Here is a 24,679-nt window from a genome sequence, read left to right on the forward strand (position 1 = left end):
ACCGAAGTGCGTCACGTGCCTGCGGTCGGCCCTCTCAGGCGATGAGTGCGTAACCCTCGCGCGAGGTGATTTCGTACGCTGTAGGGTCGGCGGGGTCGGTGCGGTACCAGGCGCCGGTCGGCGAGTTCCAGACGCACACTCCATCGGTGCGCATGGCCACGGCCCACCCGCCGAACGTCTTGGCACGGTGGTGGTGGCGGCACAGCAGCTGCAGGTTCGCAGCCGACGTGGCGCCCCCGTCGGCGTACGGCACGACGTGGTCGGCATCGCAGAACTCGCCCGGGCGCATGCAACCGGGGAAGCGGCAGTGCTCGTCACGCTGCTCGACGAACCGGCGCGTGGTGATCGACGGGCGGTAGGTGAATCGCGACGTCCACCGCGTCACGCCTCGCTTCTCGTCGACGAGTGCGACTGTGAAGGCGGAACCGACCGTCCCTGCGAGGCGCTCCACGCAGGCCGCCGACACGACACCGACGCCGGGCACGTGAAGGTCGGCGACTCGCGTCGTCGGACGCTGGCCGGTTGCGACGCGTCGCCGACTTGCCGAGGCGCCGACCCCGACGCCATCACCGTTCTGCCCCGCACCGAGCGGAGCAGCGCACCCCTGACTGCGGACGACGGCACCGAATGAAACGGGCACACCGCTCCCCTGACCGGCGAAGGGCATGGTTGTGCCTGGGGTGGTGCCGTCCTCGAAACAGCGCACGGGCACGGTGAGCCGCACGATGGGGTCGAATCTCACGGAGCCGAGGAGCAGGTCGACGAAGGCATCGACCCGCGCCCGGTTCATCCGGTACCGCGTCGCGCCGCCGTGCAGACGCTCGTGTTCCTGCGCCAGCTGGCGCGCACGCGCATCGATGGCGGCCTGGACCTGCCACGCCTGGTCGGCGTCCATGACAACGGTCATCTGCGTGAGCCTGGGCTGATCGGGGTGCTCGCGGAACGAGACCTCGACGAGCGCCTCCGACGCGTCCTCATCCGCCGGCGCCGACAGCCCGAGCGAGGCAAGGAGCCGCCGCACACGACGCTTCACCGCCGCCGACCCGCCCAACAGCGCCCGGCCAGACACGAGCATCCCCTCGACGCTCTCCCGCTCGGCCGGCGCAAGGTGTTCGAGTTCGCGAAGCACCGTCTCGCAAGTCGTCATGCGTATCTCGCCCGCGCCGGCCATGACGAACATGCGAGGCAACGAGGCTCGCACGGCGTCACCCGCTTCAGCCCACGCCTCCGCCGTACCGACACGGATTCCGAGCCGGGCCGCCAGATCGTCGGCAGTGAACTCGCCGGGCACGAACTGACGCGGGTCGCTCTCCCACTGGTCGACCTCGAGAACGTCGTGTCGCGTGACGACGCGAGCGTGGGCCGCCGCGAAGGCGTGCATCGTGGCGTCGGTGCTGCGCGAGACGTACGCGGCCGTGACGGTGAGCTCTTCGAGGGCGCGTCGCTCGGCGTCGAGTTGGGCGAGTTCCTCATCAACGGTTACCGCGTCCACCGCGAGCGCCGACGACTCACCCCAGTCGATCGTCGGACGCGATGCGACCTCGAAGAGTTCGACGCCCACCGCGTGCCACGCCTCGACCCGCGCTTCGAGAGGCAGCGCACGAACGGCGGCCAGCACCTCGGCCACGTCGTCACGCTGTGTTGTCTCCACGCCTCATCTTATCGAACTTATGTTCGATTATCGAGCGAAAAGTCCGCCCAAATTTACCGGAGAGAAGCGGTCAGACACCGCCGCCAGCAGCTGACGCAGTTCGGTGCACCTGACGCACTCTGAGCCTGCTCAAACCGCATCAGCTGCACCGAAGTGCGTCAGCTGCACCAAGGCCCCCAACGCAAACGCCGCTGGGCGTCACATCTTCTCGGGCGTCTCGATGCCGAGGAGGCCGAGGCCGTCGCTGAGCACCTGCAGCGTCAGGGCGCACAGGGCGAGGCGCGAGTCGCGCACGGCGTCGTCGTCGGCCTTGAGCACCGGGCACTTCTCGTAGAAGGCCGTGAACGCCGTCGCGAGTTCGAAGAGGTACGCGGCGAGCCGGTGCGGTTCGAGCGTCTCGCCGACGAGCGCGACGACGGCGCCGTAGTCGAGCAGCTTCAGCGCGAGCGCGCGCTCGGCGTCCTCACCGATCGTGATGGCGGACGCAGGCGTCGCACCCGCGTCGGCGGCCTTGGCGAGGATCGAGCGGATACGCGTGGCGGCGTACTGCAGGTACGGGCCCGTGTTGCCGGTGAGCGCGAGCATGCGGTCGAAGTCGAACGTGTACTCGCTGTCGTGGGAGACCGACAGGTCCGAGTACTTCACCGCGCCGATGCCGACTTGGCGCGCGACGACGGCGCGCTCGGCGTCCGTCATGTCGGCCTTCGACTCCGCGACGACCTTCTCGGCGCGCTCGATGGCCTCGTCGAGCAGCTCCATGAGCCGCACCGAGTCACCCGAACGCGTCTTGAGCATCTTGCCGTCCGCGCCGAGCACCGAACCGATCTGCACGTGGATCGGCGTCGACTCCGGCCGGATGTAGCCCGCCTTGTCGGCCGCCGACCACGTCATGCGGAAGTGCAGGTTCTGCGGCGCGCCGACGACGTAGACGAGCCGGTCGCCGAGCAGATCCTGCGAGCGGTGCCGGACGGTGGCGAGGTCGGTCGTCGCGTAGCCGTAGCCGCCGTCGCTCTTGCGGATGATGAGCGGCACGGGAGCGTCGTCACGGCCGGTGAACTCGTCCTGGAAGATGCACAGCGCGCCGTCGGAGATCCGCGCGATACCGCGCGACTCGAGGTCCTCACAGATGCCCGCGAGTTCGTCGTTGTACGTCGACTCGCCCGCGAGGTCGGCGTCCGTCAGCGTCACGCCGAGCGTCGAGTACACCCGGTTGAAGTACGCCTTGGAGCGGTCCATGAGCTTGTTCCAGTGCGCCAGCGTCTCGGGGTCGCCGCCCTGCAGCAGCGTCACTCGCTTGCGGGCCCGCATGTTGAAGTCGCCCTTCGAGCCGGCCGGCTCGGCCTTCTCGGCGGTGTCGAACTTGACGCGCGCAGCCTGGTAGAAGGCGTTGGGGTCGGTCTCGAGGAGCTCCGCCTCGGGGCTGTTCTCGCCGACCTCGAGCAGGTGCTCGATGAGCATGCCGAACGGCGTGCCCCAGTCGCCGACGTGGTTCTGGCGCACGACGGTGTGCCCGAGGCGCTCGAGCACGCGCGCGAGCGAGTCACCGACGACCGTCGTGCGCAGGTGACCGACGTGCATCTCCTTCGCGACGTTCGGCGAGGAGTAGTCGAGCGGAATGACCTCGAGCTTGCTCGGGGGCAGGACACCGAGCGTGCCGTCGGCCAGGATCGTGGAGGCCTGCGCGGCCACCCAGTCCGTCGACAGCGTGATGTTAAGGAAGCCCGGGCCGGCGATCTCGACGTCCGAGATGAGCTGCATTGCAGCGGAGTCCGCCTTGAGCGCCTCGACGATGGCCGTCGCCACCTCGCGCGGGTTCTTGCCCACCTTCTTGGCGAGCGCCATCGCCGCGTTGACCTGGACGTCGGCGCTCGTCTGCTTCTTGTTGGCAGGTCGGATGACAGGGTCCGCGTCTCGCCACTCCTCGCCGAACGACGTGGCGATGGCGTTCTGAACGAAACCGGTCAACGAAGCGATGGGATCTGCCATACGTCAAGGTTAGAGCGGCGGCGCAAATCAGTTCTGCTGCGTCGCACGGCCCCGCCGGCCCACTGCGTGAGAACTCGGGCGGAACCTCAGCGAGGGCGGCGGCGTCGGACTCCCCGAGTCTGTAAGACTGACGACGAAGAATTGCACCCCACGGGAGGAAACACCATGAAGCTCCGCAGCACGGCTGCCGCCGTCGCGATCGCCGCCACCGCCACGATGGGCCTGGCGGCCTGCGGCGGCGAAGAAGCCCCCAAGGCCAAGGACGCCTGGAACGCCTCCCAGGAGTCGGCCGGCAAGTACAAGAGCATGGAGGTCAAGGCCTCGGGCAAGAGCAACGGCAAGCCGGCGAGCTTCACGATCAAGGGTGACGTCGACGGCGACCCGCAGACGCTCTCGGGCGAGATGGAGGGCGGCAAGATGGAGGCCGTCATCGTGGGCAGCAAGTCCTACATCAAGGCCGACTCCGCCTACTGGAAGTCCGCGATGGGCAACAGCGGCGCCTCGAGCGCGATGACGTCGATGATGGCCGACAAGTGGGTCGAGTCCCCCGAGAGCAACAGCGAGGACGCGAGCGACACGCTCAAGGACCTCGTCAAGGAGCTCAAGGACGACAACAACGCGTCCAACAAGAAGCTGCTGTCGGACAAGGCCACCGTCACCGACGAGAAGGTCGACGGCAAGGACGCGTGGAAGATCGAGAGCGAGGACAAGAAGGTCAAGGCCTGGGTCTCGAAGGAGGACTCGCGCGACGTCCTCAAGGTCGAGGGCTGGGAGGCCAAGACCTCGTCCTCCTCCAACGACGAGATGACGACCGTCAACTTCCTCTCGCACGACAAGGACTACGGCATCAAGGCGCCGAGCGGCGCCAAGAAGATGACCGACCTCATCAAGGGCTGACGCTCCGATGACGACGACGGCGCCGCTGCGTCCCCTCAGCGTGGCCTCGACCGTCTCCGCGCTTCTCGCGGTGACGCTTTCGGGGTGCACGATGGGCTCGGACGCGGCGGCGCCGTCGCGTCCGGGCGCGGCGACGCCGGCGTCGTCCTCGAGTTCGTCCAGCTCATCGAGCACGACACTGCCCTCCGCCACGGCTGCGTGGAGCAAGACGCAGGACCGCATCGACGCCTACACCTCGCTGCGGGTCGACGGTCGTGACGCGATGGACGAGAAGTCTCCACGGGCGATCATCACCGGAGACCTCGACACCGACCCGAGCGACATCGTTTTCACGAGCGACGAGATCGGCAACTTCACGTTGCGGCGCATTGGCTCCGACATCTACCTCAAGGGCGACGACGCCTACTGGAAGGCCGTCGCGCAGGACGACCCCACGCTCCCGGACGCGTCGTCGTTCGCCGACCGCTGGGTCAAGGCACCTGCGTCGACCTGGGAGGACAACGATCTCGACGACATGTCGATCAAGCCGATCTTCGACGCGATGACCGACGACAGCGACCCTAAGTGGAAGACGCTCGCCTCCGACGACGCCGAGCTCACCCGAGACACCGTCGACGGGGTGGAGGCGTACAAGATCACTGGCGCCGACGGTGACACCGTCGTCTGGGCGAGCGCCGACGGCAAGTACAACCTGCTCAAGATCGAGGACGCCTCACCCGGTGAGGACGAGTTCGCCCTGGCCTCCTTCTCGCGCTGGAACGAGAAGTTCGAGGTCACCGCCCCCAAGGGCGCGCTCGACCTGGGTTCTGCCGACCCCGAATCCGGCACCGAGAAGACGACCTGACGCTCTGGTGGCGCGCCGAACCCGCGTGCCATGATGAGCGCGCAGTCGAGCGCTCGCTCCGATTGACGACCCCTCGGAGACGAACCGCCTTGACAACCACCCCTCGCGCTCGCCGCGTGCAGGCTCTCGTCAGCGCGCCGCTCGCCCTCGCCGTTCTCGGTGGATGCAGCGTCGCCGGCAAGAGCGTCGCGCCGGCGAAGACCACCTTGAACTCGAGCACCACGTCGACCACCCCGGCCGCCACACCGAGCACGGACAATCTGCCGAGCACCGACAACCTGCCGACCGCGTCCGTCCTCATCTCGCGAGCCCAGGACGTGCTCGTCCGGACGAAGACTCTCACCATCCGCACGACGATCACCGTGCCCGGCGGCGAAATGTCCACCACGACGAGACGGGGCCGAATCATCGGTACGCCCCAAGCACTGACCTACACGCAACTCGACCACGGCACAGAAGAACTGCGCCTCATCGGCGCGACGCTCTACGTCAAGGGAGATGCGACGTACTGGGGCGAGTACGCCACTGACTACGCGAACCGTTGGACGCGTTCGCCCGACGACGAATGGACACGCACCGCCATCGAGGACATGACAATCGTGCCTCACGTCGACGAACTCCTCGAGGAGGACAGCGAGATCGTCCAGGCGCTCACCGGCAAGGCCGCCTCGGTCACCATGGAGACACTGGACGGGCAGCGGATGTACTGCGTGGAGAACGAAAACGGTGTGCTGAGGGCCTGGATCGATCCCAAGAGCAATCAGATCCGCAAGGTCGAGGGGTACGGGACCGACGGCGATGGCACCGGCATCGACGAGCTCTCCGGTTACGACGGTGACTACTCCGACATCGTGGCCCCGAAGACCACCCTGACGCGTCCGCCCGTCGAAGCCTCCTCCACGACCTGATCCCACCCACCCGACACGCCGGGCACTTTGGGCGCGCCACGCGCGTTTGGCACAGTGGCTCACCGCCGAGCCTCCCCGACGCGATACGGAGTCACCCCTCATGACGCTGCGCACCACGGCTGCCGCCACGCTGACGACGGGCGCCGCCCTCCTCGCCCTGAGCGCCTGCGGCGGAACCCCGAGCGCCGCTGACCTCACGAAGGACGCCAAGTCCTCGTCGACGTCCGCCAAGTCGACCTCCGTCGACATCGTCGGCTCCGTCAACGGCACGCGCACGACGTTCAGCGCCTACGGCGCGACGAACGGCTCCAACCAGAAGCAGATCCAGACGCAGGGCAAGGCCTCCTCCGAGGGGCTCGTCATCGGCAAGCAGGCCTACCTCAAGGCCAACACCGACTTCTGGCAGCAGATCGGCGCCAACGCCACCGACGCGAAGAAGCTCAACGGCAAGTGGTGGAAGGGCGCGGCCAACGATCCCGCCTCCAACCCGGCGCTCGACGTCAAGCAGATGCTCACCGAGTTCTTCGACTCCGAGGACGGTAAGAAGCTTGCGTCGAAGGACGCCAAGGTCGCCGAGACGAAGACCGCGGGCAAGGACACGTACACCGTCAGCGCCTCCGACGCAAAGGACGCGGTCAAGCTCGTCGTCACCCGTGACGACAAGCCGCAGGTCGTCAAGATCGAGAACTACAGCTCGAAGCTGACGAACACGAAGGCGAACTACACGTTCTCGAAGTGGAACTCCGTCGAGACGTACAAGGCCCCCTCGGGAGCGAAGCCGATCACGTCCGTGCTGGGCGGCCAGTCCGGTTCCGGCGCATCGGGTTCCACGGGCAAGTGAGGCCCGTGACACATCCCACCCGCAAGTGAGGACCTAGGTCCTCTGGAGATCGGAAACTCCTGAGTAGCCTTTCTTGTGAAAGTCTTCACAAGTCTCGTCGAGGGGTCACAACCGATGGATGTCCTGGAACTGGCGCGGTGGCAGTTCGCCATCACGACCGTTTACCACTTCCTGTTCGTGCCGATCACGATCGGCCTTTCGGCCCTGGTCGCCGGCTACCACACCGCATGGCTGCGCACGGGTAACACCCAGCACCTGCGCCTCGCCAAGTTCCTCGGCAAGTTGTTCACCATCAACTTTGCCCTGGGCCTCGTCACCGGCATCGTGCAGGAGTTTCAGTTCGGCATGAACTGGAGCGACTACTCGCGCTTCGTCGGTGACATCTTCGGTGCGCCGCTCGCGATCGAGGCGCTGCTCGCGTTCTTCCTCGAGTCGACGTTCCTCGGCCTGTGGATCTTCGGCTGGGGCCGCCTGCCGCGCAAGATTCACGCCGCCTGCATCTGGCTCGTGCACATCGGCACGTTGCTGTCGGCGTACTTCATCCTCGCCGCCAACTCGTTCATGCAGAACCCGGTCGGCTACCGCTTCAACCCGGAGACCCAGCGCGCCGAGCTCGTCGACTTCGGCGCCGTGCTGCTCAACAAGGTGCAGCTCGTCACCTTCCCCCACGTCGCGTTCAGCTCGTACATGGTCGGCGGCGCCGTCGCCATGGGCGTCATGCTCTGGAACCTGCGCAAGCGCACCCTCGAGGCCCGCGCGGCCGCTGACGCCGTCGAGACGGGCGGCGCGACGAAGGTCGCCCCCACCGCCGACGACCTCACGATGTACCGCAAGGCCTCGCGCGTCGGCGCCATCGTCATGCTCGTCGCGAGCCTCGGCGTCGTCGTCACCGGAGACCTCCAGGGCAAGGTGATGACCGAGGTGCAGCCGATGAAGATGGCCGCCGCGGAAGCCCTCTACGACACATACGAGAAGGACGCCCCGTTCTCGATCTTCACCGTCGGCACCCGCGACGGCAAGGAGGAGAAGTTCGCCGTCACCGTGCCGAACCTGCTCAGCTTCCTCGCCACGGGCGACTTCCACGGCAAGGTCGAGGGCGTCAACGACCTCGAACCGGAACTGCAGAAGAAGTTCAACGAGGGCAAGCTCACCTCCGCGGACAGCTACACGCCCAACATGATGTGGTCGTACTGGAGCTTCCGCTGGATGATGGGCTGGGGCGGCATCTGCATGGCCATCGGCGTGTGGGTCCTGTGGATCACCCGTAAGGGTCGCAACCCCGTCAACCGCTGGATGGGCCCCGCCGCCCTCGTCGGCGCCCTGTCCCCCGTCTTCGCCATGAGCATCGGTTGGATCTTCACCGAGATCGGCCGCCAGCCGTGGGTCGTCTACGGCGTCATGACGACGAAGCAGGGCGTCAGCCCGAGCGTCTCCGCCGGCGAGGTGCTCACCTCGATGATCGTCTACACGCTCCTCTACGGAGCACTCGCCGTGGTCGAGGTGAAGCTCTTCATGGACTACATGAGGAAGGGCGCCGAACCCGTCGCCGACGACGGGGAAGACCTGCCCGGTGGGCACTCCGACGGTTCGAAGAACGACGACGAACTCTCGTTCGCGTACTGACAGGGAAGTTGAACGATGGAACTCACCACCTTCTGGTTCATCATCATCGGCGTCCTGTGGACGGGCTACTTCGTCCTCGAGGGCTTCGACTTCGGCGTCGGCATGCTCCTGCCGGTGCTCGGCAAGGGCAAGGCGGACTCGACGGATCAGGTGACGGACCCCGTCACCGACCACATCGGCGAGAACGAGAAGCGCCGCCGCGTGCTGCTCAACACGATCGGCCCGGTGTGGGACGGCAACGAGGTGTGGCTGCTCACCGCCGGTGGCGCGACGTTCGCGGCGTTCCCGAACTGGTACGCGACGCTGTTCTCCGCGGCCTATCTGCCGCTGCTCATCATCCTCGTCGGCCTCATCGTGCGGAACATGGGCTTCGAGTACCGCCACAAGCGTGACTCGGTGGCGTGGCGCAAGGGCTGGGACACGGCAATCATCGTCGGCTCGTTCATCCCCGCGATCCTGTGGGGTGTCGCCCTGACGAACATGGTGCGCGGCCTGCCGATCAACGCCGACATGGAGTTCACCGGCAACCTCTTCACGCTGCTCAACCCGCTGTCGCTGCTCGGCGGTGTCGTGACGATGCTCGTGTTCATGACGCACGGCTGCTTCTTCGTCGCGCTCAAGACGGACGGCGCCATCCGCCACGACGCCCGTGCGCTCGCGACGAAGACGGGGCTTGCCGCTGCCGTGCTCGCCGTCGTGCTGCTCGTGTGGCTCGGCATCGAGGTCGGAACTGTGACCTCGTGGGTGACGTCGGTGCTCGTGGCTCTGTTCTTCCTCGCGGCTCTCGCGTTCAACCTGCGCGGCAAGGAGGGCGCAGCCTTCGCGGGCACGTTCGTGGCCATCGCGCTGTTCGTGCTGACGTATTTCGTCATGCTGTTCCCGAACGTCATGCCGAGCACGACGAACGCGGCCTGGTCGCTCACCACGGAGAACGCGTCGAGCTCGCACCACACGCTCGTCATCATGACGTGGGTGGCGCTCATCTTCACGCCGCTCGTGGTGCTCTACCAAAGCTGGACGTACTGGGTCTTCCGCAAGCGCATCACGACCAAGCACATTCCGGAGGCCGTCGACCCGAGCAGGCCCGACCCGATCAAGGTGCACTGAGGCTCGCCCGGTCGCACGAGGACGCCGCCGCCCGATTCGGGCGGCGGCGTTCTGATGTTCCCTGCTGGTTGCGCTGCGAAGTCGAACTGAGCGGCATCTCGAAACGGCGCACTCGGGCGCCCTCCTCCTGACAAGCTGACGCCATAGAACAGCCGGGCAACGGAGGAAAGATGACAACCAACGTCGAAGAGATCGTCGCGGCGATACGCGGTGGAAAGGGCCTGCCGTGGTCCGACGAGAAGGTCTACGAGCAGAAGGAACACTTCTTCCCTGCTACCTGGCGCGCCAAGTGGCCCGAAGGGACGCCCCTCGCGCCGTACCTGCGTTCTGCCGAGGCGGGTTCACCGGCACGGCGAGACGTGACCCGCCGCGAGATCTTCAACGCCGCCGAGAAGGTTGCAACGCCCGAGGACGCACTGGATCTCTACGTGCTCATGTGCGGCTGGGGCGCCGGTTTCCAAGGTCTGACTAGTTACCGCTGCCAGCGGCCCCTTTCCGACCCGGGGATCACGACCAAGCTGTTCGACTCCTACCAGGCCATTCGCGGCGGCGCCGACCCTGTCGACGTCTACCGCGACCTCCAGTCCGGTGGCTTCAAGATCAAGTACTTCGGCCCGGCGTTCTTCACGAAGTGGATCTACTTCCTCGGGTACGAGCTGCCTGACACAACCCACCCGAAGCCGCTGATTCTCGACTCCCGCGTTGCCACCACCCTGGGGTGGAAGTCGTGGGGGTGGACCCCCGAGGAGTACAGACAATACCTCTGCCTCGCGGCCGAAGTCGCGGAGCGTCTCGGCGTCGAGCCGCACGTCGTCGAACACGCCCTCTACGCCCTGCGTGGTGACGTCGTTATCGACGAGCCCGAGGCGGGACTGCGCTCCATCGTGGTCAACGGTGTGCCCGAGGAGGTGCGCACCCAGCTCGAACGGCAGGCAGCGGCGCATGGGCGGACCTTCGAAGACTACGTTCTGAAGGTACTCATCGACGCAACCGAACAGCCGTCGCGGTAACGCTCTGCGAGAGCAGCCGCACGCCGTCGGCAAACTCGCCACCCGCGAGGGCGCCAAAAGTGTGAAGGGGATGGTGTCCGGGCCTTGGCCCCGGCCCACCGCACAGGCGATCTCATCCCGACCGTTCGGGCCCTGTTCGTGCTTGCATGAACGTATGAAGAAACTCATCAACGACGCGGACGCCGTGGTTCGGGAATCGCTCGAGGGACGCGTGCTGCTTCAGCCGAACGTCAGCCTGCTCGGCTCGAGCCAGACGGTCGTTCGCACCGACCGGGTCGTGAACGATGACAACCGCGCGACGGTGCCGGTGGCGTTGATCTCCGGCGGCGGCGCGGGTCACGAGCCGGCGCACGCCGGATACGTGGCACACGGCATGCTGACGGCCGCCGTCAGTGGCGGCGTGTTCGCCTCGCCCAGCGTCGACGCGGTGCTCGACGCCATCCGCGCCGTCACCGGTGACGCCGGCTGCCTGTTGATCGTCAAGAGCTATACCGGCGACCGCCTCAACTTCGGAATGGCCGCCGAACTCGCCCGCCATGACGGCCTCGACGTCGAAATGGTCGTCGTCGGAGACGACGTGGCGCTCAGCGACGACGACACACACGCAGGACGGCGCGGTCTCGCGGGTACCGTCCTCGTCCACAAGGTAGCGGGAGCCGCTGCGGAATCCGGGAGCACACTGCGAGAGGTGCACGACGTGGCCACACGGGTGACCGGACACCTCGGCACCATGGGCGTCGCCCTCGCCCCCTGCACCACCCCCGGCGCGGACGCACCGAGCTTCGAACTCGGTGACGACGAGATCGAGCTCGGCCTCGGCATCCACGGTGAACCCGGCGTCGAGCGCACGCGCCTCACCAGCGCCGACGACATCGCACAGACGCTCGTCGGGCGGATCCTCGACGACCGCGAGATCGTCGACGGTGACCGCGTCGTCGCCCTCGTCGGCACCGCCGGCGCCACCCCGCCGAGCGAACTCGACATCGTCGCGCGGGGTGCGCACACCGCCCTGACGAATCGGGGCGTCGTCGTCGAGCGTCTCTGGGCCGGCCCGGTACTCACCTCCCTCGACATGTCCGGTGCGCACGTGTCACTCCTGCCCGTTGACGACGGTCTTCTCGACCTGCTCGACACACCCACCGCGTCGCCCGCGTGGCCGGGGTTCCCGGACGCTCGGCGCCCGGCCCTCAGCGTCGTGACGACCCCTGAATCCGCCGACCGCGCTGGGGGCCCGGCGGGCGAGGCCGACCCGTTCGTGCGCCAGGTCATCGACGCTGCCTGCGAGCGCCTTCTGCGCGCACGCACCGAACTCGATGCGGCCGACCAGCACGTCGGCGACGGCGACCTCGGATCGGCGCTCGCTCGCGGCGCCCGGGCCTGGCTCGACGACCCCGGCGAAGGCGACGCGGCCTCGTTGCTCCAGGAACTCTCCGCGCGATGCCGACGGGCGATCGGCGGCACGTCGGGCCCGCCGTACGGGATGCTTCTTCTGCGCGCCGCGCAGGCACTCGCGGACGGGGCGTCGTGGGGTGACGCTTTGCGTGCTGGCGTCACGGGCGTCCGGGAACTCGGCGGCGCCCAGCCCGGTGACGGCACGATGGTCGACGCCCTGGAGCCTGCCGCGGACGCGGCCGATTCGGGCATCGACGCCGTCGTGACGGCTGCTCGGGAGGGTGCCGCCCGAACTTCGGACGCCGTCGCCACCAAGGGGCGCGCCAGCTATCTCGGTGAGCGCGCGAAGGGGTACGAAGACCCGGGCGCCACTGCCGTCGTCATGTGGCTGGAGGCCGTGCGAGAAGCAATGTCACAGCAGTGACACGCGGTTCTTTCGTCTGAGCACGGTCGCGGAGCGTCCGCTCGCGCCGGCGCTGTTCACCGACTACCGCGGCACCTCGACGAACGTCGTCACGCGGGTGACGGCGGGGCGGCGCGGGGTGGAACTGAACCCGAAGTTCGGCTCGGGCGCGACGTCGGCCAGCGCTCCCACCGGCTCGCCCGCCCACGTGCCCTCGATGTGCTCGACGGCATGCAGATCCTGGGCGAGATAGTGCTCGCGCCGCCCGTTGCCCGCCGTACCCGAGGTGCGCACGCCCGTCATCACCCGGCGCGCCACGGGGTCGATGAGGCGGGCCGTGAGCGGGTGGACGAGCGGCCCGCGCACCGGCAGCAACGGCGCAGCCAGGAGCAGTCGCCCTCCCACTGCGAGCGACAGCTGCAGCTCACCTGCCTGGACCACCCAACGCTCACCCCCGTCACGAACCGAGCGATCCACCACGACATCGACGAGCGTCACCCCATCGAACTGGTAGGTGCCCGAGACGTACTCGGCCACCTGCTCGCTCGGGGCCAGCAACTCCCGGCACCCGTCGGGGTGCGCCACCATGACGTCGGCGAACGCACCGAGGGGCGAACGCTCCCACACCCCGACGACGAAGCGCCGCCCGGACGTCGAGCCTGCGCCCGCGATGTAGCCGTCGAAGCGGTCGCGTCGGTACGTCGTCATGCCGTTCCTCCCTCAGCGAGAGCCGTGGCGCCTTCGCGCTCACGCGCCGAGCGACCCTCCCGGTCTCGCTCGAGCCATCCCATCACGGATGTCACGGCGATGCCGTGCACGACGACGCAAGTCGACGCTGCTCAAGCTGCCCGCCGGCGCTCGTCGGCCGACGTCCGGGCGCATCGAGGTGCCGAGCACACACCTCGTCTCGCAGCGGGGTTGCTCACGACACGCCTGTCCATCAGCGCGAGCCCGGCTCTCTTCTGCGCGCTCACCTCGCTGGTCGTCCTCGTCGCGAGAATCCCCCTGATGCGCGGGGCAGCGGACTGAGCCCGTTCATCTCGCACGACGAGGCGCCACGCCACGTGAGAGCCGAGCCCAATCGGCCGTCCGCCGGCCGCCCGTGAACACCGAAGGCGCCTGGACCCCACGGGGATCCAGGCGCCTTCGGCATGTTCGCGCGTCGCGCAGCCAGGCTCAGCTCAGGCGCTCGAGCAGCTTCTTGGCGAGCGCCTCGGACGATGCCGGGTTCTGACCCGTCAGCAGGTCACCGTCGACGACGGTGAACGGCTGCCAGGCGGGGCCGGTCGAGACGTCAGCGCCGAGTTCGCGCAGCCGGTCCTCCAGCAACCACTTGGCCTTGTCAGCCTTGCCGGCGGCCTTCTCCTCCTCATTCGAGAAGCCGGTGATCTTGCGTCCGGCGACGACGGGCTCGCCCGCCGACGTCCGCGCCGGAAGCAGCGCCGCCGGGCCGTGGCACACGATCGCGACAGGCTTGCTGCCCTCGAGCGCGTCCGCGATGAGCTTGCCGGACGTGGCGTCCTGCGCAAGGTCTTCCATCGGGCCGTGCCCACCCGGGTAGAACACCGCGTCATAGTCGCCGAGGACGACGTCCTCGAGCTTCATGGGGTGCTGCAGGCCGTCGATCGCGTCGAGGTCAGGACGCACGTCCGCGCCGCCGTTCGCGTCGGGGGCGAGGCTGACCTCATCGGCCACCGGCGTCACACCACCGGGCGTGGCAAACGTGACCGAGTGACCTGCCCCGGTGATCAGACGGTAGGGGGTGAGAAGTTCTTCCGCCCAGTATCCCGTCGGGACGCTCGAACCGTCGGCCAGGGTCCAGGAGCGGGCGCCGGTGACGACGAAGAGAACGTTGGACATGTCAATCTCCTTGGTGATTCAGTGCGCAGCAGCGCGTGGCGTTCGCGTCGGGGCGAGTCGGCACTTGTTGTAGGTGAGGCACTTCTCTTGGGTGCGAAGCGGTGAGATCAGCGACGCGAACCGCGTCGGGGGAACCCAGCCGCCGACAGCGCCGCAGCGATGAGGGCGGGCTGGCCGAACAGGCGGACGAGGCGCTTGGTGTCGGTGTCGAGGCCGAATGCGTCGTGCCGCTCGGCGTACTGGCTGATGTTGCCGGGGAAGATCGCGGCGTAGAAGGCGGCGAGCGCCACCCCCACCGCGGCGCGACGCTGCGGCAGGGTGAGCATCGCCGCACCGAGCGCGACCTCGACGACACCGGAGGCGAGGACGACGACGTCCTTGTCCATCGGAAACCAGTCCGGCACCTGCGCCTGGAAGTCCTTGCGGGCAAACGTGAGGTGCGAGACACCGGCGAACGACATGAAGGTTCCGAGGCCGAGACGGGCCACCTCCTGCCCACGGGTCGCCGGCGGGGCCGGCTCGGCAAGTGATCGGACGGATTCGATCAGTCGGGTGAAACGAGTCATGGTTGTTCCCTCCTCGCGTCGCGGGTCACGACGCATCGATCACTTGGCGACGCGGACGAGCTTCGTGTTGGCGAATTCGCCGAAGCCCCAGCGTCCGAGCTCACGCCCATAACCGGAGCGGCGCACACCACCGAATGGCAGGCCGGCCTTCGTCGTGCCGTGCTCGTTGACATAGGTCATGCCCACCTCGAGGCGTCGGGCGATCTGCTCCGCCTTGTCGGTGTCCTTGCCCCAGACGGAGCCGGACAGGCCGAAGGAGGAGTCGTTGGCGAGCTCGACGGCTTCGTCGATCGAGTCGTAGGAGTAGACGACGGCGACGGGCCCGAAGATCTCCTCCTTGAAGGCGTCCATCTCACGCGTGACACCGGTGAGCACGGCGGGGGCCATCCAGGCGCCGTCCTGCTCGAGCGCCGTGCCACCCGTGCGCAGGGTCGCACCCTGCTCGACGGCGCGCTCGACCTGAGCGATCGCGTCGTCGCGAGCCTCGACCGACGAAAGCGGGCCCATGTCCGTGCCCTCGTCGTCCGGGTTGCCGACCTTTATGCCCTCGACGGTGGCGACAACGCCGTTGACGAAGTCGTCGAACATCGTCGACGGCACGAAGATGCGCTTCGGGGAGTTGCAGGCCTGCCCGGCGTTGCTCATGCGCGCGGTGGCGACGGCCTTCGCCGTCTCGGCGACGTCGACGTCGTCGAGGACGATGAGCGCGTCCGAGCCACCGAGTTCGAGGACGCTCTTCTTGAGGTTCTGCGACGCGGTCTCGGCGACGGCCTTGCCGGCGCCCTCGCTACCGGTCAGGGAGACGCCGCGCACGCGCGGGTCCTCGATGATCGACGTGATCTGCTCGTTGCTGACGAACAGGTTGATGTAGGCATCCTGCGGCACACCCGCGGCGTGGAGGATCTCTTCGATCAGTTCGGCCGTGCGCGCGCAGATCGAGGCGTGCTTGAGCAGGATCGTGTTGCCGAGCATGAGGTTCGGCGCGACGAACCGCGCGACCTGGTAGTGCGGGAAGTTCCAGGGCATGACGCCCATGAGCACACCGATCGGGTCGGTGACGACGAGCGACTTCGCGTCGTCGCCGATGTTCAGCTGCTCCTCGACGAGCAGCTCCTCACCGTGCTCGGCGTACCAGCGGAAGATCGACGACGCGAGCGCGACCTCACCCTGCGCCTGCGCGAGCGGCTTGCCCATCTCGGCGCCGATGACACGGGCGAGCTCGTCGGCGCGCTCGTCGTAGAGGTCGGCGACCTTGGCGAGGACGGAGGCGCGCTCGGACGCGTCCGTCGTGCGCCACGTGCCGAACGCGGCGTCGGCGCGCTCGATGGCGCGGGTGACGTCAGCATCCGTCGCGGAGTTGTACTCCTTCTCGACGACGCCGGTGGCGGGGTTTTCGGTGCGGTAGGCCATGAGGTCTCTCCTTCAGATCGATGAGCTCTCTCATCGACCACAACACCACCGGCCCCCAGAAGCATTCCTGCACGCAGTTTTTCACCTCGAGGGGTGAAGAAACGCGCCCGCGTGTGCGGCCCTGCCAGCCCGGCGCCGGGGTGCAGCGCAGGCGCCCTCGGGGCGCAGGTGGATCAAGCGTCCGCGAGCGCCCGACGGTGGTTCGTGCGGTGACGTTCGAGCCAGTTCATCGCGGGCGTGACGGCGATGCCGTGGACGACGACACTCGCGATCATGACGACGGCGACCGTCGACCAGAGCCACTCCGCGCCGTCGAAGGACGCCTTCCCCGTCGCGTAGGCGACGTAGAAGACCGTGCCGATGCCGCGGACGCCGAAGAACGCCGTCACCCACCGCTCCTGCGACGTGAGGCCGACGGCGCGGTCGGTGTCGTCACGGCGACCTGCGAGGCTGATCCAGCCCGAAGCCGGGCGGATGAGGAAGATCAGCACGAGTGCGATGACGACGCTGCGCCAATCCGCGTGCGCAAGAAGCCCGTTCGTCGCCGACGCGCCGAGCAACAGAAGCATGAGCAGCGTGAGGATCTGCTCGAGCCGCTCGATGAACGAGTGCATGTCCGCGTGATAGCTGTGGCCGCGCTCGCTGGCGCGGAGCACGAGACCGCAGACGAACACGGCGAGGAATCCGTAGCCGCCGGCCACCTCCGTGAGGCCGTACGCCGTCATGATGGCCGCGAGCGCCGCGAGCGGCTCCCCCGCGTCGGCGAGCCGGTACTGCTTGTGCGGCAGCCGGAAGAACAGCTTGCCGAGCACCCACCCGACGAGGGCGCCGCCGGCGGCACCGATGGCAACCTTGCCGATGAGATCCCACCCGACCCACGTGAGGGCCCAGTGCGACGGTGCGCCCTCCATCGTCCACGCGATCGCGGCGTAGATGAACGGGAACGCGAGGCCGTCGTTGAGGCCGGCCTCGGAGGTGAGGGCGAAGCGCACCTCGTCGGACTCGTCGATCTCCTCGTCGCCGACACCCATCTCCTGCGTCTCGGGGCCGGCGACCTGGACGTCGGAGGCGAGCACCGGATCGGTCGGTGCAAGTGCAGCGCCGAGGAGCAGCGCCGTCGGCGCCGCAATGCCCATGCCCCACCCGAGCAGCGCCACCGCCGCGATGCACAGCGGCATCGCGACGCCGAGCAGACGCCACGTCGCTGCCCACGCGCGCCAGGACGAGCCGTGACGCAGGCGCAGCGGGCGGTCGAGCGCGAGCCCGACGCCCATGAGCGCGACGAGGACGGTGGCCTCGGCGGCGTGGACGAGGAACGTGTTGTGCATGGCCGGGTCGAGCGAGAAGCCCTCCGGCAGCGGCATGAGACCGAACAGCACACCGACGCCGAGCAGCACAAGCGGTGTCGAGATCGGCACGCTGCGCACGAGCGTCGGGAGGAAGACGGCGAGCAGCAGCGCCACTCCGCCGAGCAGCCAGGTCATGTCGACAGCCACGCCGCCACCTCTCGTTGTTCGTCCGTGCCTCCCTGAGATTAAGGCGTGCCACATGACGACGGCCACCGTTCGCCCCATCCCGTGCCCGCGAACGCCGGCGGGTGCGGGACAATGAGACCCATGCGCCCGTTCGACCCCGCCCTGCTGCGCGCCGTGCCTGCCACCCGGCTGCCGGTCGTGCTGCTCGCCCTCATCGGAGGGCTCAGCGGAGCCGTCGCGATCGCCCAGGCCGTCGCCGTGGCGCACCTCGTCGTCGCCGTCGTCGAGGGCCACTCGTTCTGGACGCCCGGCCTGTGGGTCCTGGGCCTCTTCACCCTGCGCGGGGTACTCAACGCATCGACCGAGACGGTGGCCGCCCACGCCGGCGCACGCATCTCCGGGGCGCTGCGCGAGGGCGCGATGCGCCGCTGGATGACGCAGACGGCGGACGAACGCCCCGGCCCCAGCGCCATGCTCACCATGGCCACGAAGGGCGCGGCCGCCGTCGAACCGTACGTCGCGCGCTACCTTCCGGCCCTCGTGACGGCTGGCGTCGTGCCGGTGCTCGCCATCGCCGCGATGCTCGTCGTCGACTGGCCGAGCGCCCTCATCGTCATCGTCACGCTGCCGCTCCTGCCGGTCTTCGCAGCGCTCATCGGCCGCTACACCCAGCGCGCCACGGCGGAACGCTGGGTCGAGACGACGATGCTTGCCGGCCACTTCTCCGACGTCGTCGCGGGCCTTCCGACGCTCGTGGCCTACGGACGGGGCGAGCACCAGGTCGCGCAGATCCACCGCGTCGGCGAACGTCACCGCTCGGCCACGATGCGCACGCTGCGCATCGCCTTCCTCTCCTCCGCAGCGCTCGATCTGCTCGCGACGATCTCCGTCGCCATGGTCGCCGTCGCCGTCGGCCTGCGCATGGCCCACGGCGACGTCTCGCTGCTCACCGGCCTCATGGCCATCCTCATCGCGCCCGAGGCGTACTGGCCGATCCGCCGCGTCGGGCAGGAGTTCCACGCGGCGGCCGACGGCGTCGAGGCCATCGACTCACTCCTCGCGGGCAGCGACGCCCGGCCGTGGCACGCGCCCGCCCCCGAACAGGCCGGCGGCCTCGCGCGCGCCATGCTGAGCGGCGTCTCCTACACCTACCCCGGCCAGCAGAGCCCGGCCGTCAGCGGTGTCACCTCCGTCGTGCGCGACGGCCTCACCGCCCTCACCGGCCCGAGTGGATGCGGCAAGTCGACGCTGCTCGAAGTGCTCGCCGGCGCGCGCCGCCCGACGGCGGGGCGCCTCGAGGTGCCGAGCACGCACCTCGTCTCGCAGCGTCCGTTCATCGCGCCGATGTCAGTGCGCGCCAACCTGACGCTGGGCAACGACGCGAGCGTCGACGAGATCCGCGAGGCCATGGCCGCCACCGGCTTCGACGACGTCGTCCTCGGCATGCCCGACGGCGTCAACACCTCCCTCGGCGACGAAGGGTTCGGCCTCTCCGCGGGCCAGCGCGCCCGCCTCGTCCTGACGCGCGCGTGGCTCTCCGACGCCGCCATCGTCCTGCTCGACGAGCCCACCGCTCACCTCGACCCGGCGAGTGCTGCGGACATCCGTGAGTCGATCGTCGCGCTCGCCGCGCGCAAGCCCGTCGTCGTCGTGACGCACGACGAGGAACTCGCGGCCCGCGCCGACAACCAGTGGCGTCTCACGGCCCGCCCGATCCGCGACGAGGTGACGGCATGACCTCCGAAACGCAGGAGCGACGCCCGCTGTTCAAGCCGGTGCGCGGCGTGACGCTCGCCGGGCTCATCGGTGCGCTCGCGTTCGCGTGTGGCGTTGCGCTGACGGCTACGTCGGGCTGGCTCATCGTGCGCGCCAGCGAGCGCCCCGTCGTCCTCACCCTGCTCACCGCCATCGTCGCCGTGCGTGCGTTCGGTATCGGACGCCCGGTGTTCCGCTACGTCGAGCGACTCGTCTCCCACAACGCCGCGCTGGCCGACCTCACGGATCGTCGAACCGCGGCCTACCGCCAGCTCGTGCCGCTCACCCCGGCACGCCTGGGCACGAAGCGCCGCGCCGACCTTCTCTCCGGCGTCGTGCGCGACCTGGACGACGAGGTCGACATCCAGGTGCGCGTCGTCGTCCCGCTCATCACGACGGTCGGTGCCGCGCTCGTTGCCGTCGTCACGACGTTCGTCGTCCATCCGCCCGCGGGCTTCGTCGTGCTCGGCTCGGTCGTCGCGGCGGCCCTCGTGGGCTGGATCGACCTCGCGCTCGAACGCCGCGGCCAGGCGGCGTCGCTCGCGGCGCGCGGCCAGGTCGACCGGGTGGCGCACCTCGTGGCGTCCGGAGCGAACGAGCTCGGCGCCATCCGCGCCACTGACGAGCCGATGACGTGGCTCGCGTACGCGCAGAAGAACGTCGAGAAGGCCGCGTTCGCCCAGTCGCGCGGCCGCGCCGCCGGAGTGGCTCTCGCGCTCGCCGTCACGGGAGTGGCAACCCTCGCCATGGCGTGGGTTCTCGACGGCGAGGTCGAGGCCGGAACGATCAACGGACCCTTCGCTGCGCTGCTGCTCCTCACCCCACTCGCCCTCGGCGACGTCGTCGGCCTCATCCCCGACGCCGTGGGCTCGCTCGCCCGCTCGTCCGCCGCCCGCGACCGTCTCGAAGCGCTGCTCACGCAGGAGCCGGCGGTGCGGGATTCGGGCTCGGAGGCTGCGCCGGACGAGACGGTGCCGCACCTGCGCGTGCGTGACCTGACGGCTTCGTGGGCCGGCGAGAAGACCGACCTCGGGCCTGTCACCCTCGATGTCGCACCCGGTGAGCACATCGCCGTCACCGGCCCCAACGGGTGCGGCAAGTCGACACTTCTCGCCGTCCTCGCGCGCCACCTCGACCCGACCGGCGGAACGTACGCCTGGGGCGAGCGTGACGTCCGCGACCTCCCGCTGGACGCCGTGCGCGACGGCATAGCCTTCGTCGACGACGACCCGCACCTGTTCGCCGGCTCGCTGCGCGCCAACCTCCTGCTCGCCCGCCCTGACGCGGACGACGCGGACGTGCTTCGCGCGCTCGAGCGTGCCGGCCTCGGGCCGTGGATCGCGGAACTCGGCGAGGGACTCGACACGCACCTCGGCGAATACCTCGTGAGCGCCGGACGTTCGGGGGCCGAGTCGGTGGCCACCGCCACCGAGCGCTCGATCAGCGGCGGCGAGAGGGCGCGCCTCGGCATTGCGCGGGCGCTGCTCTCCGAGCGTCCCGTCATCCTGCTCGACGAGCCCGTCGCCCACCTCGACGGACCGACCGCCGACGCCGTCGTCCGCGACCTGCTCACCGCGAGCACCGGACGCACCGTCGTCATGGTGAGCCACCACCCCATCGCGTTCGACGCGCTCGACCGCGTGATCGACCTGCCCGCCGTCACGAGCTGAGCTTCGACGGTTCCTGCGCACGAACCGCATGGCCGTACGCCACGAGCCCCACACCGCGTTGGTGTGGGGCTCGTTTGTCGTTCAGTTCGGTTCAGCCACCGAAGAGCTTGCCGAAGATGCCTTTCTTCGGCTCGCTCACGGCCGAGCGTTGCGCCGTCGAGGGCGCCTGTCGCGGGGCGGACACGACCTCAGGTGCCTGCGTCGAAACGCCCCCGCGCGATTCGTACGCGCGTAGCGTCTCGCGGGCCTTGACGAGGAAAGCATCGACGCTCGCGGCGTCGTACCCTCTGCGCCCGAAACCACGCGCCCGCGTGAACGCCACGTCGTCGATCGAACGAGACGTGACCACGCCCTGACGCGGCGCGCCCTGCTCGTAGCCGCGAAGGGTGATCACAAGGGAATCGAGGAAGTCATCGACCTCGATCTCGTCGTAACCAGCCCCGCCGCGCCCTTGCTCGAACTCGACCTTGACGACGTCGTCCGACGCCAGCACGTCAGCCCTTGAAGATGCGACGCAGCAGGCCCTTGCGCGATGTGTCGTCACGCTCCGGCAGCGGCTCGGCCTGGTCGATGGGCTGCGGACGGTCGATCGACTCCGGGCGTTTCACGTCGGACGCCCGACGGTCGTCGGCGACCGGGCTCGACGCCTCGAACGACTGCTGCTCGCGCACGTCGTCGCCACCACCGGCAACGTCGAACGAACCGTCACGACGGGCGTCGTCGGCGAACGGGTCACGGTTGCCGACGCCGGGCTGCTCGAAGCCACCCTCGCGCGGCTCACGCACGCGAGCGGTCTCCTCGTTCATCGGCGCCACACGCTGCGGGCCGTCCGTGCCGCGCCCACCGAACGTTTCGGCCCGGGCCGGCTGCTCGGGGCGCTCGAAGGAGTCCCGACCAGCGTCGTCCGCGAACGGGTCACGCTCGAAGCCACCGGTCTGCGGCGGGGCAGCCTGCGGCGCCTCGCCCCCTTCGTTCGGCTGCGTCGGCAGCGGACGCTCGGTCACAGCGCTCGGCTCGGAGAACGGGTCGAACTCCCCATCGCGACGGGCGTCCTGTGCCACGGGGGCCTCGGGCGCCACCGGGCGGTCATCGACGAGCGGCGCCTGCTCGGTCGGCAGAACGCCGGCGTCCGGCCCACGATCGAGATCGCTCGCCGGCCTGCTCGCGCTCTCGTCGTAGGCGCCGCCCGTGCTGCGACGCGGGGAGTCACCGGCCCCGTCCTCGGGCGAGGAGTATGCGCTGTACTCGGGGTGGTACTGAGCCTCCGCCTCGCGGTCCTCATCGCTCATCGAACGGCGAGCCTCACTGCGGGGCAGCGGAACTCGACGGTCGGTGGCGCGGTAGGAGACGATCTCGGGCTGCGTGGCGATCGGGCGCTCGTCGGCGACGGCGTCACCGCCGGCCACTGCGTCGCCTTCGTACGCGTTGCTGCCCTGGAAGCGCTCGTCGGCGCGGGGGCCCTCATCCTCACCCTGGAGAAGGATCGCGCCTTCGTCGGGGTCGCGGGGGGCGCGGTCGCGGCGAAGACCGTTGTCCTCGAAGGCCCAGTTGTCACCCTGCTCGGCTGCGGCGACCGGGCGGGCCTCCTCGGCACTCACCTGCTGCGGCGGCACCGGCTCGGCGAACGTCTCGCTGTGGGCTGCAGCCGGGTCGTGGTAGTCGGCGGCGTCGTGCTCACGACGCACCGGGTCGCCGGCAGAGTCACCGACGGGCTCGCCGTCGATACGCACGGCGTCGCGCTCGTCACGCGGGGCCCACTCGTTGCGCTCAACCTGCTCGCCCTCGAAGCCACGCTCGTCACGCAGGTCTGCGTCACGACGCTCGTCCGCGAAGGGCTCGTTGCGCAGCTGCTCGTCACGTACGACGTCATCGCGGCGCTCGGCGTCGAAGCGCTCCTCAGGCGTGACCGCGGAGTCGTTCGCCAACGTGTCGCGCTCGGCCGGCGGCGCGTACGCGGCGTCGTGGGAGGTGTTCACGTCGGAACGGTCGTCCGAGCGCAGCTCACGGTTGCGGCCCGACTCGTCCGGGGCCACGATCGGCGCCTCGTCGACCGGGTCGGATCCGACCATGTTGACACCGCCCTGACGGCCGGCCCCTGCATCACCGGCGCGGTCGTCACGCACGTCATCACGCGTGTCGGAAGCGAAGGCGTCGTCACGGCGCTCGTCGCGCTGACCGTGCGCAGCCGCGGCACCTCCGGCGGCGACAGCGCCGCCACCTGCCACCAGGCCCGCGTCGCGACCGTCGAAGCCACGCTCGTCTCGGCGCTCACGACCGTCGAAAGCGCGCTCATCGGCGACGTTCTCGTCGCGGCGGCCGTCGAACGCTGCGGCGTCCGAGACCTCGTCGACACGGACGCCGGGCTCACCGAAGCCACCCCGACGCTCGTCGGCGGGCTCGAAGCCGCGCTCGTCGTCGAAGCGCTCCTCACGCCGCGGCGCACCGCCAGCGACCGCGAGGGCCTCACCGTCACGCACGCCCCCGTCGTCGGCGAAGGCGCTGCGCGGCGAGTCCTGAAGCTCAGGCGCCGCAGGCTCTGCGTAGGCCTCCGGGCGACGCTCGTCGCGCAGGTCACGCTCGTCGACGAAACCGCGCTCGTCGTAGCGATCGTCGCGGACCTCGCCGCGCGGATCGACGTCCGCACGGTCCTCGCAGCGCTCGTATGCAGCAGCACCCGCGACACCGGCGCCGGCGGCACCTGCCGCAGCGACACCGTGACCGCCGTGTTCACGCTCGTCTGCGCCGTCCGTTCGCTCGTCGCGGACGACACCACGGTCGTCGGCCTCGACGTCACTGGGGAGTCCTGCGTCGACAGGCGCGGACGCCCGACGCACGCCGTCCTCGTAGGCACGGATGCGCTGGGCGACCCGGTCGAGCAGGTCGTCGACGTCGTCGAGGTCGTATCCACCGGCAGACTGCGGGCCGCGCTCGGAGAACACCACCTCGACGACGTCGTTGGCGCTCACGGCGTGCGACGGCATCTGGCCGCCGCGCTCGATGGCTTCGAGCGTGTCGGCGACGCGGTCGAGGTAGTCGTCGACACCGACCTCGTCATAGCCGACCTTGCCGGCGTCGGCGCGGTGGAACTGCGCCGTCCTGACCTCATGCGCGGTGATCATCTTCATATCCCCTCGGTTACGGATGCGCTGCGGGGGCAGCGGTTCTTGGTTGAGCCTAACCACGGGCGCACCTGGCCGATACCCCCTTGTTCGGAGTGTCGTCTCCCGGTGACGCGCCAAAGCGGCCCGAGCCCCGAGGCGGCGGCGCCACAGGTGTAGTTG

Annotated in this window: 19 protein-coding genes; 10 read left to right on the forward strand and 9 right to left on the reverse strand. The window is 69.2% G+C overall.

Annotation, left to right across the window (positions count from 1 at the left end; all coding sequences use genetic code 11):
* Nucleotides 1-34: 34 nt before the first annotated feature.
* Nucleotides 35-1,651: an HNH endonuclease signature motif containing protein gene (locus AA983_RS02810; protein WP_047310638.1), complete on the reverse strand. Its 1,617-nt coding sequence runs from the start codon at nucleotides 1,649-1,651 to the stop codon at nucleotides 35-37.
* Between the two features lie 198 nt (nucleotides 1,652-1,849).
* Nucleotides 1,850-3,637, reverse strand: coding sequence for an arginine--tRNA ligase (argS, locus tag AA983_RS02815; protein WP_047310639.1), 1,788 nt, complete (start codon nucleotides 3,635-3,637; stop codon nucleotides 1,850-1,852).
* 165 nt (nucleotides 3,638-3,802) lie between these two features.
* Between argS and AA983_RS02820 the strand changes: the two genes are divergently transcribed.
* The 8 genes from AA983_RS02820 to AA983_RS02855 all read left to right on the forward strand — a co-directional run bounded on the left by AA983_RS02820 (nucleotide 3,803) and on the right by AA983_RS02855 (nucleotide 12,683).
* Nucleotides 3,803-4,534 carry a hypothetical protein gene (locus AA983_RS02820; RefSeq protein ID WP_047310640.1) on the forward strand — a complete coding sequence of 244 codons (732 nt, stop codon included), beginning with the start codon at nucleotides 3,803-3,805 and terminating at the stop codon, nucleotides 4,532-4,534.
* Nucleotides 4,535-4,541: 7 nt separating this feature from the next.
* Nucleotides 4,542-5,378 (forward strand): hypothetical protein, encoded by an 837-nt coding sequence (locus AA983_RS02825; protein ID WP_047310641.1) that lies wholly within the window; start codon nucleotides 4,542-4,544, stop codon nucleotides 5,376-5,378.
* Nucleotides 5,379-5,467: 89 nt separating this feature from the next.
* A complete protein-coding gene (locus tag AA983_RS02830; RefSeq protein WP_156170133.1) occupies nucleotides 5,468-6,286 on the forward strand; it encodes a hypothetical protein in 819 nt (272 codons plus the stop codon).
* Between the two features lie 100 nt (nucleotides 6,287-6,386).
* The gene (locus AA983_RS02835; protein WP_047310643.1) at nucleotides 6,387-7,127 is read left to right on the forward strand and encodes a hypothetical protein; all 741 of its coding nucleotides are present in this window, start codon (nucleotides 6,387-6,389) and stop codon (nucleotides 7,125-7,127) included.
* A 114-nt stretch (nucleotides 7,128-7,241) separates the two neighbouring features.
* The gene (locus tag AA983_RS02840) at nucleotides 7,242-8,750 is read left to right on the forward strand and encodes a cytochrome ubiquinol oxidase subunit I (protein ID WP_047310644.1); all 1,509 of its coding nucleotides are present in this window, start codon (nucleotides 7,242-7,244) and stop codon (nucleotides 8,748-8,750) included.
* Between the two features lie 15 nt (nucleotides 8,751-8,765).
* Complete coding sequence (gene cydB, locus AA983_RS02845) at nucleotides 8,766-9,857, forward strand: cytochrome d ubiquinol oxidase subunit II (RefSeq protein ID WP_047310645.1); 1,092 nt, start codon at nucleotides 8,766-8,768, stop codon at nucleotides 9,855-9,857.
* A gap of 170 nt (nucleotides 9,858-10,027) precedes the next feature.
* Nucleotides 10,028-10,867, forward strand: a complete 840-nt coding sequence (locus AA983_RS02850) for a FitA-like ribbon-helix-helix domain-containing protein (protein WP_047310646.1) — start codon at nucleotides 10,028-10,030, stop codon at nucleotides 10,865-10,867.
* 154 nt (nucleotides 10,868-11,021) lie between these two features.
* Nucleotides 11,022-12,683 carry a dihydroxyacetone kinase family protein gene (locus tag AA983_RS02855; protein WP_047310647.1) on the forward strand — a complete coding sequence of 554 codons (1,662 nt, stop codon included), beginning with the start codon at nucleotides 11,022-11,024 and terminating at the stop codon, nucleotides 12,681-12,683.
* Nucleotides 12,684-12,746: 63 nt separating this feature from the next.
* Here AA983_RS02855 and AA983_RS02860 read toward each other — a convergent pair whose 3' ends face one another.
* From AA983_RS02860 to AA983_RS02885, 5 genes are all read right to left on the reverse strand, one after another.
* Nucleotides 12,747-13,370, reverse strand: coding sequence for a hypothetical protein (locus tag AA983_RS02860; protein WP_047310648.1), 624 nt, complete (start codon nucleotides 13,368-13,370; stop codon nucleotides 12,747-12,749).
* A gap of 468 nt (nucleotides 13,371-13,838) precedes the next feature.
* Nucleotides 13,839-14,522, reverse strand: a complete 684-nt coding sequence (locus AA983_RS02870; RefSeq protein ID WP_047310650.1) for a type 1 glutamine amidotransferase domain-containing protein — start codon at nucleotides 14,520-14,522, stop codon at nucleotides 13,839-13,841.
* Nucleotides 14,523-14,629: 107 nt separating this feature from the next.
* Nucleotides 14,630-15,088, reverse strand: a complete 459-nt coding sequence (locus tag AA983_RS02875) for a hypothetical protein (protein WP_187036279.1) — start codon at nucleotides 15,086-15,088, stop codon at nucleotides 14,630-14,632.
* Between the two features lie 39 nt (nucleotides 15,089-15,127).
* A complete protein-coding gene (locus AA983_RS02880; RefSeq protein ID WP_047310651.1) occupies nucleotides 15,128-16,498 on the reverse strand; it encodes an NAD-dependent succinate-semialdehyde dehydrogenase in 1,371 nt (456 codons plus the stop codon).
* 173 nt (nucleotides 16,499-16,671) lie between these two features.
* Complete coding sequence (locus tag AA983_RS02885; protein ID WP_197078923.1) at nucleotides 16,672-17,994, reverse strand: sodium:proton antiporter; 1,323 nt, start codon at nucleotides 17,992-17,994, stop codon at nucleotides 16,672-16,674.
* A gap of 120 nt (nucleotides 17,995-18,114) precedes the next feature.
* On the opposite strand from AA983_RS02885, the gene cydD reads away from it, so the two are divergent.
* Complete coding sequence (gene cydD / locus AA983_RS02890; protein ID WP_047310652.1) at nucleotides 18,115-19,710, forward strand: thiol reductant ABC exporter subunit CydD; 1,596 nt, start codon at nucleotides 18,115-18,117, stop codon at nucleotides 19,708-19,710.
* Nucleotides 19,707-21,398, forward strand: coding sequence for a thiol reductant ABC exporter subunit CydC (gene cydC / locus AA983_RS02895; RefSeq protein WP_047310653.1), 1,692 nt, complete (start codon nucleotides 19,707-19,709; stop codon nucleotides 21,396-21,398). The genes cydD and cydC overlap by 4 nt, the downstream gene beginning before the upstream one ends.
* A gap of 91 nt (nucleotides 21,399-21,489) precedes the next feature.
* Here cydC and AA983_RS14590 read toward each other — a convergent pair whose 3' ends face one another.
* Nucleotides 21,490-21,891: a DivIVA domain-containing protein gene (locus tag AA983_RS14590; protein WP_052946812.1), complete on the reverse strand. Its 402-nt coding sequence runs from the start codon at nucleotides 21,889-21,891 to the stop codon at nucleotides 21,490-21,492.
* A 1-nt stretch (nucleotide 21,892) separates the two neighbouring features.
* Nucleotides 21,893-24,517, reverse strand: coding sequence for a DivIVA domain-containing protein (locus AA983_RS02905; protein ID WP_197078924.1), 2,625 nt, complete (start codon nucleotides 24,515-24,517; stop codon nucleotides 21,893-21,895).
* Between the last annotated feature and the right edge of the window lie 162 nt (nucleotides 24,518-24,679).

It is taken from the genome of Dermacoccus sp. PE3, from assembly GCF_001021715.1.
In the GTDB taxonomy this organism is placed as follows: Bacteria; Actinomycetota; Actinomycetes; order Actinomycetales; family Dermatophilaceae; genus Dermacoccus; species Dermacoccus abyssi.

What these genes read in the sequence shown, in the direction of transcription:
- AA983_RS02825 (WP_047310641.1), top strand. Translation starts at nt 4,542, where the DNA reads ATGACGACGACGGCGCCGCTGCGTCCCCTCAGCGTGGCCTCGACCGTC.
- AA983_RS02905 (WP_197078924.1), bottom strand. Translation starts at nt 24,517, where the DNA reads ATGATCACCGCGCATGAGGTCAGGACGGCGCAGTTCCACCGCGCCGAC.
- AA983_RS02835 (WP_047310643.1), top strand. Translation starts at nt 6,387, where the DNA reads ATGACGCTGCGCACCACGGCTGCCGCCACGCTGACGACGGGCGCCGCC.
- AA983_RS02840 (WP_047310644.1), top strand. Translation starts at nt 7,242, where the DNA reads ATGGATGTCCTGGAACTGGCGCGGTGGCAGTTCGCCATCACGACCGTT.
- cydB (WP_047310645.1), top strand. Translation starts at nt 8,766, where the DNA reads ATGGAACTCACCACCTTCTGGTTCATCATCATCGGCGTCCTGTGGACG.
- AA983_RS02875 (WP_187036279.1), bottom strand. Translation starts at nt 15,088, where the DNA reads ATGACTCGTTTCACCCGACTGATCGAATCCGTCCGATCACTTGCCGAG.
- cydD (WP_047310652.1), top strand. Translation starts at nt 18,115, where the DNA reads ATGCGCCCGTTCGACCCCGCCCTGCTGCGCGCCGTGCCTGCCACCCGG.
- AA983_RS02880 (WP_047310651.1), bottom strand. Translation starts at nt 16,498, where the DNA reads ATGGCCTACCGCACCGAAAACCCCGCCACCGGCGTCGTCGAGAAGGAG.
- argS (WP_047310639.1), bottom strand. Translation starts at nt 3,637, where the DNA reads ATGGCAGATCCCATCGCTTCGTTGACCGGTTTCGTTCAGAACGCCATC.
- AA983_RS02820 (WP_047310640.1), top strand. Translation starts at nt 3,803, where the DNA reads ATGAAGCTCCGCAGCACGGCTGCCGCCGTCGCGATCGCCGCCACCGCC.
- AA983_RS02850 (WP_047310646.1), top strand. Translation starts at nt 10,028, where the DNA reads ATGACAACCAACGTCGAAGAGATCGTCGCGGCGATACGCGGTGGAAAG.
- AA983_RS02860 (WP_047310648.1), bottom strand. Translation starts at nt 13,370, where the DNA reads ATGACGACGTACCGACGCGACCGCTTCGACGGCTACATCGCGGGCGCA.
- AA983_RS02855 (WP_047310647.1), top strand. Translation starts at nt 11,022, where the DNA reads ATGAAGAAACTCATCAACGACGCGGACGCCGTGGTTCGGGAATCGCTC.
- cydC (WP_047310653.1), top strand. Translation starts at nt 19,707, where the DNA reads ATGACCTCCGAAACGCAGGAGCGACGCCCGCTGTTCAAGCCGGTGCGC.
- AA983_RS02870 (WP_047310650.1), bottom strand. Translation starts at nt 14,522, where the DNA reads ATGTCCAACGTTCTCTTCGTCGTCACCGGCGCCCGCTCCTGGACCCTG.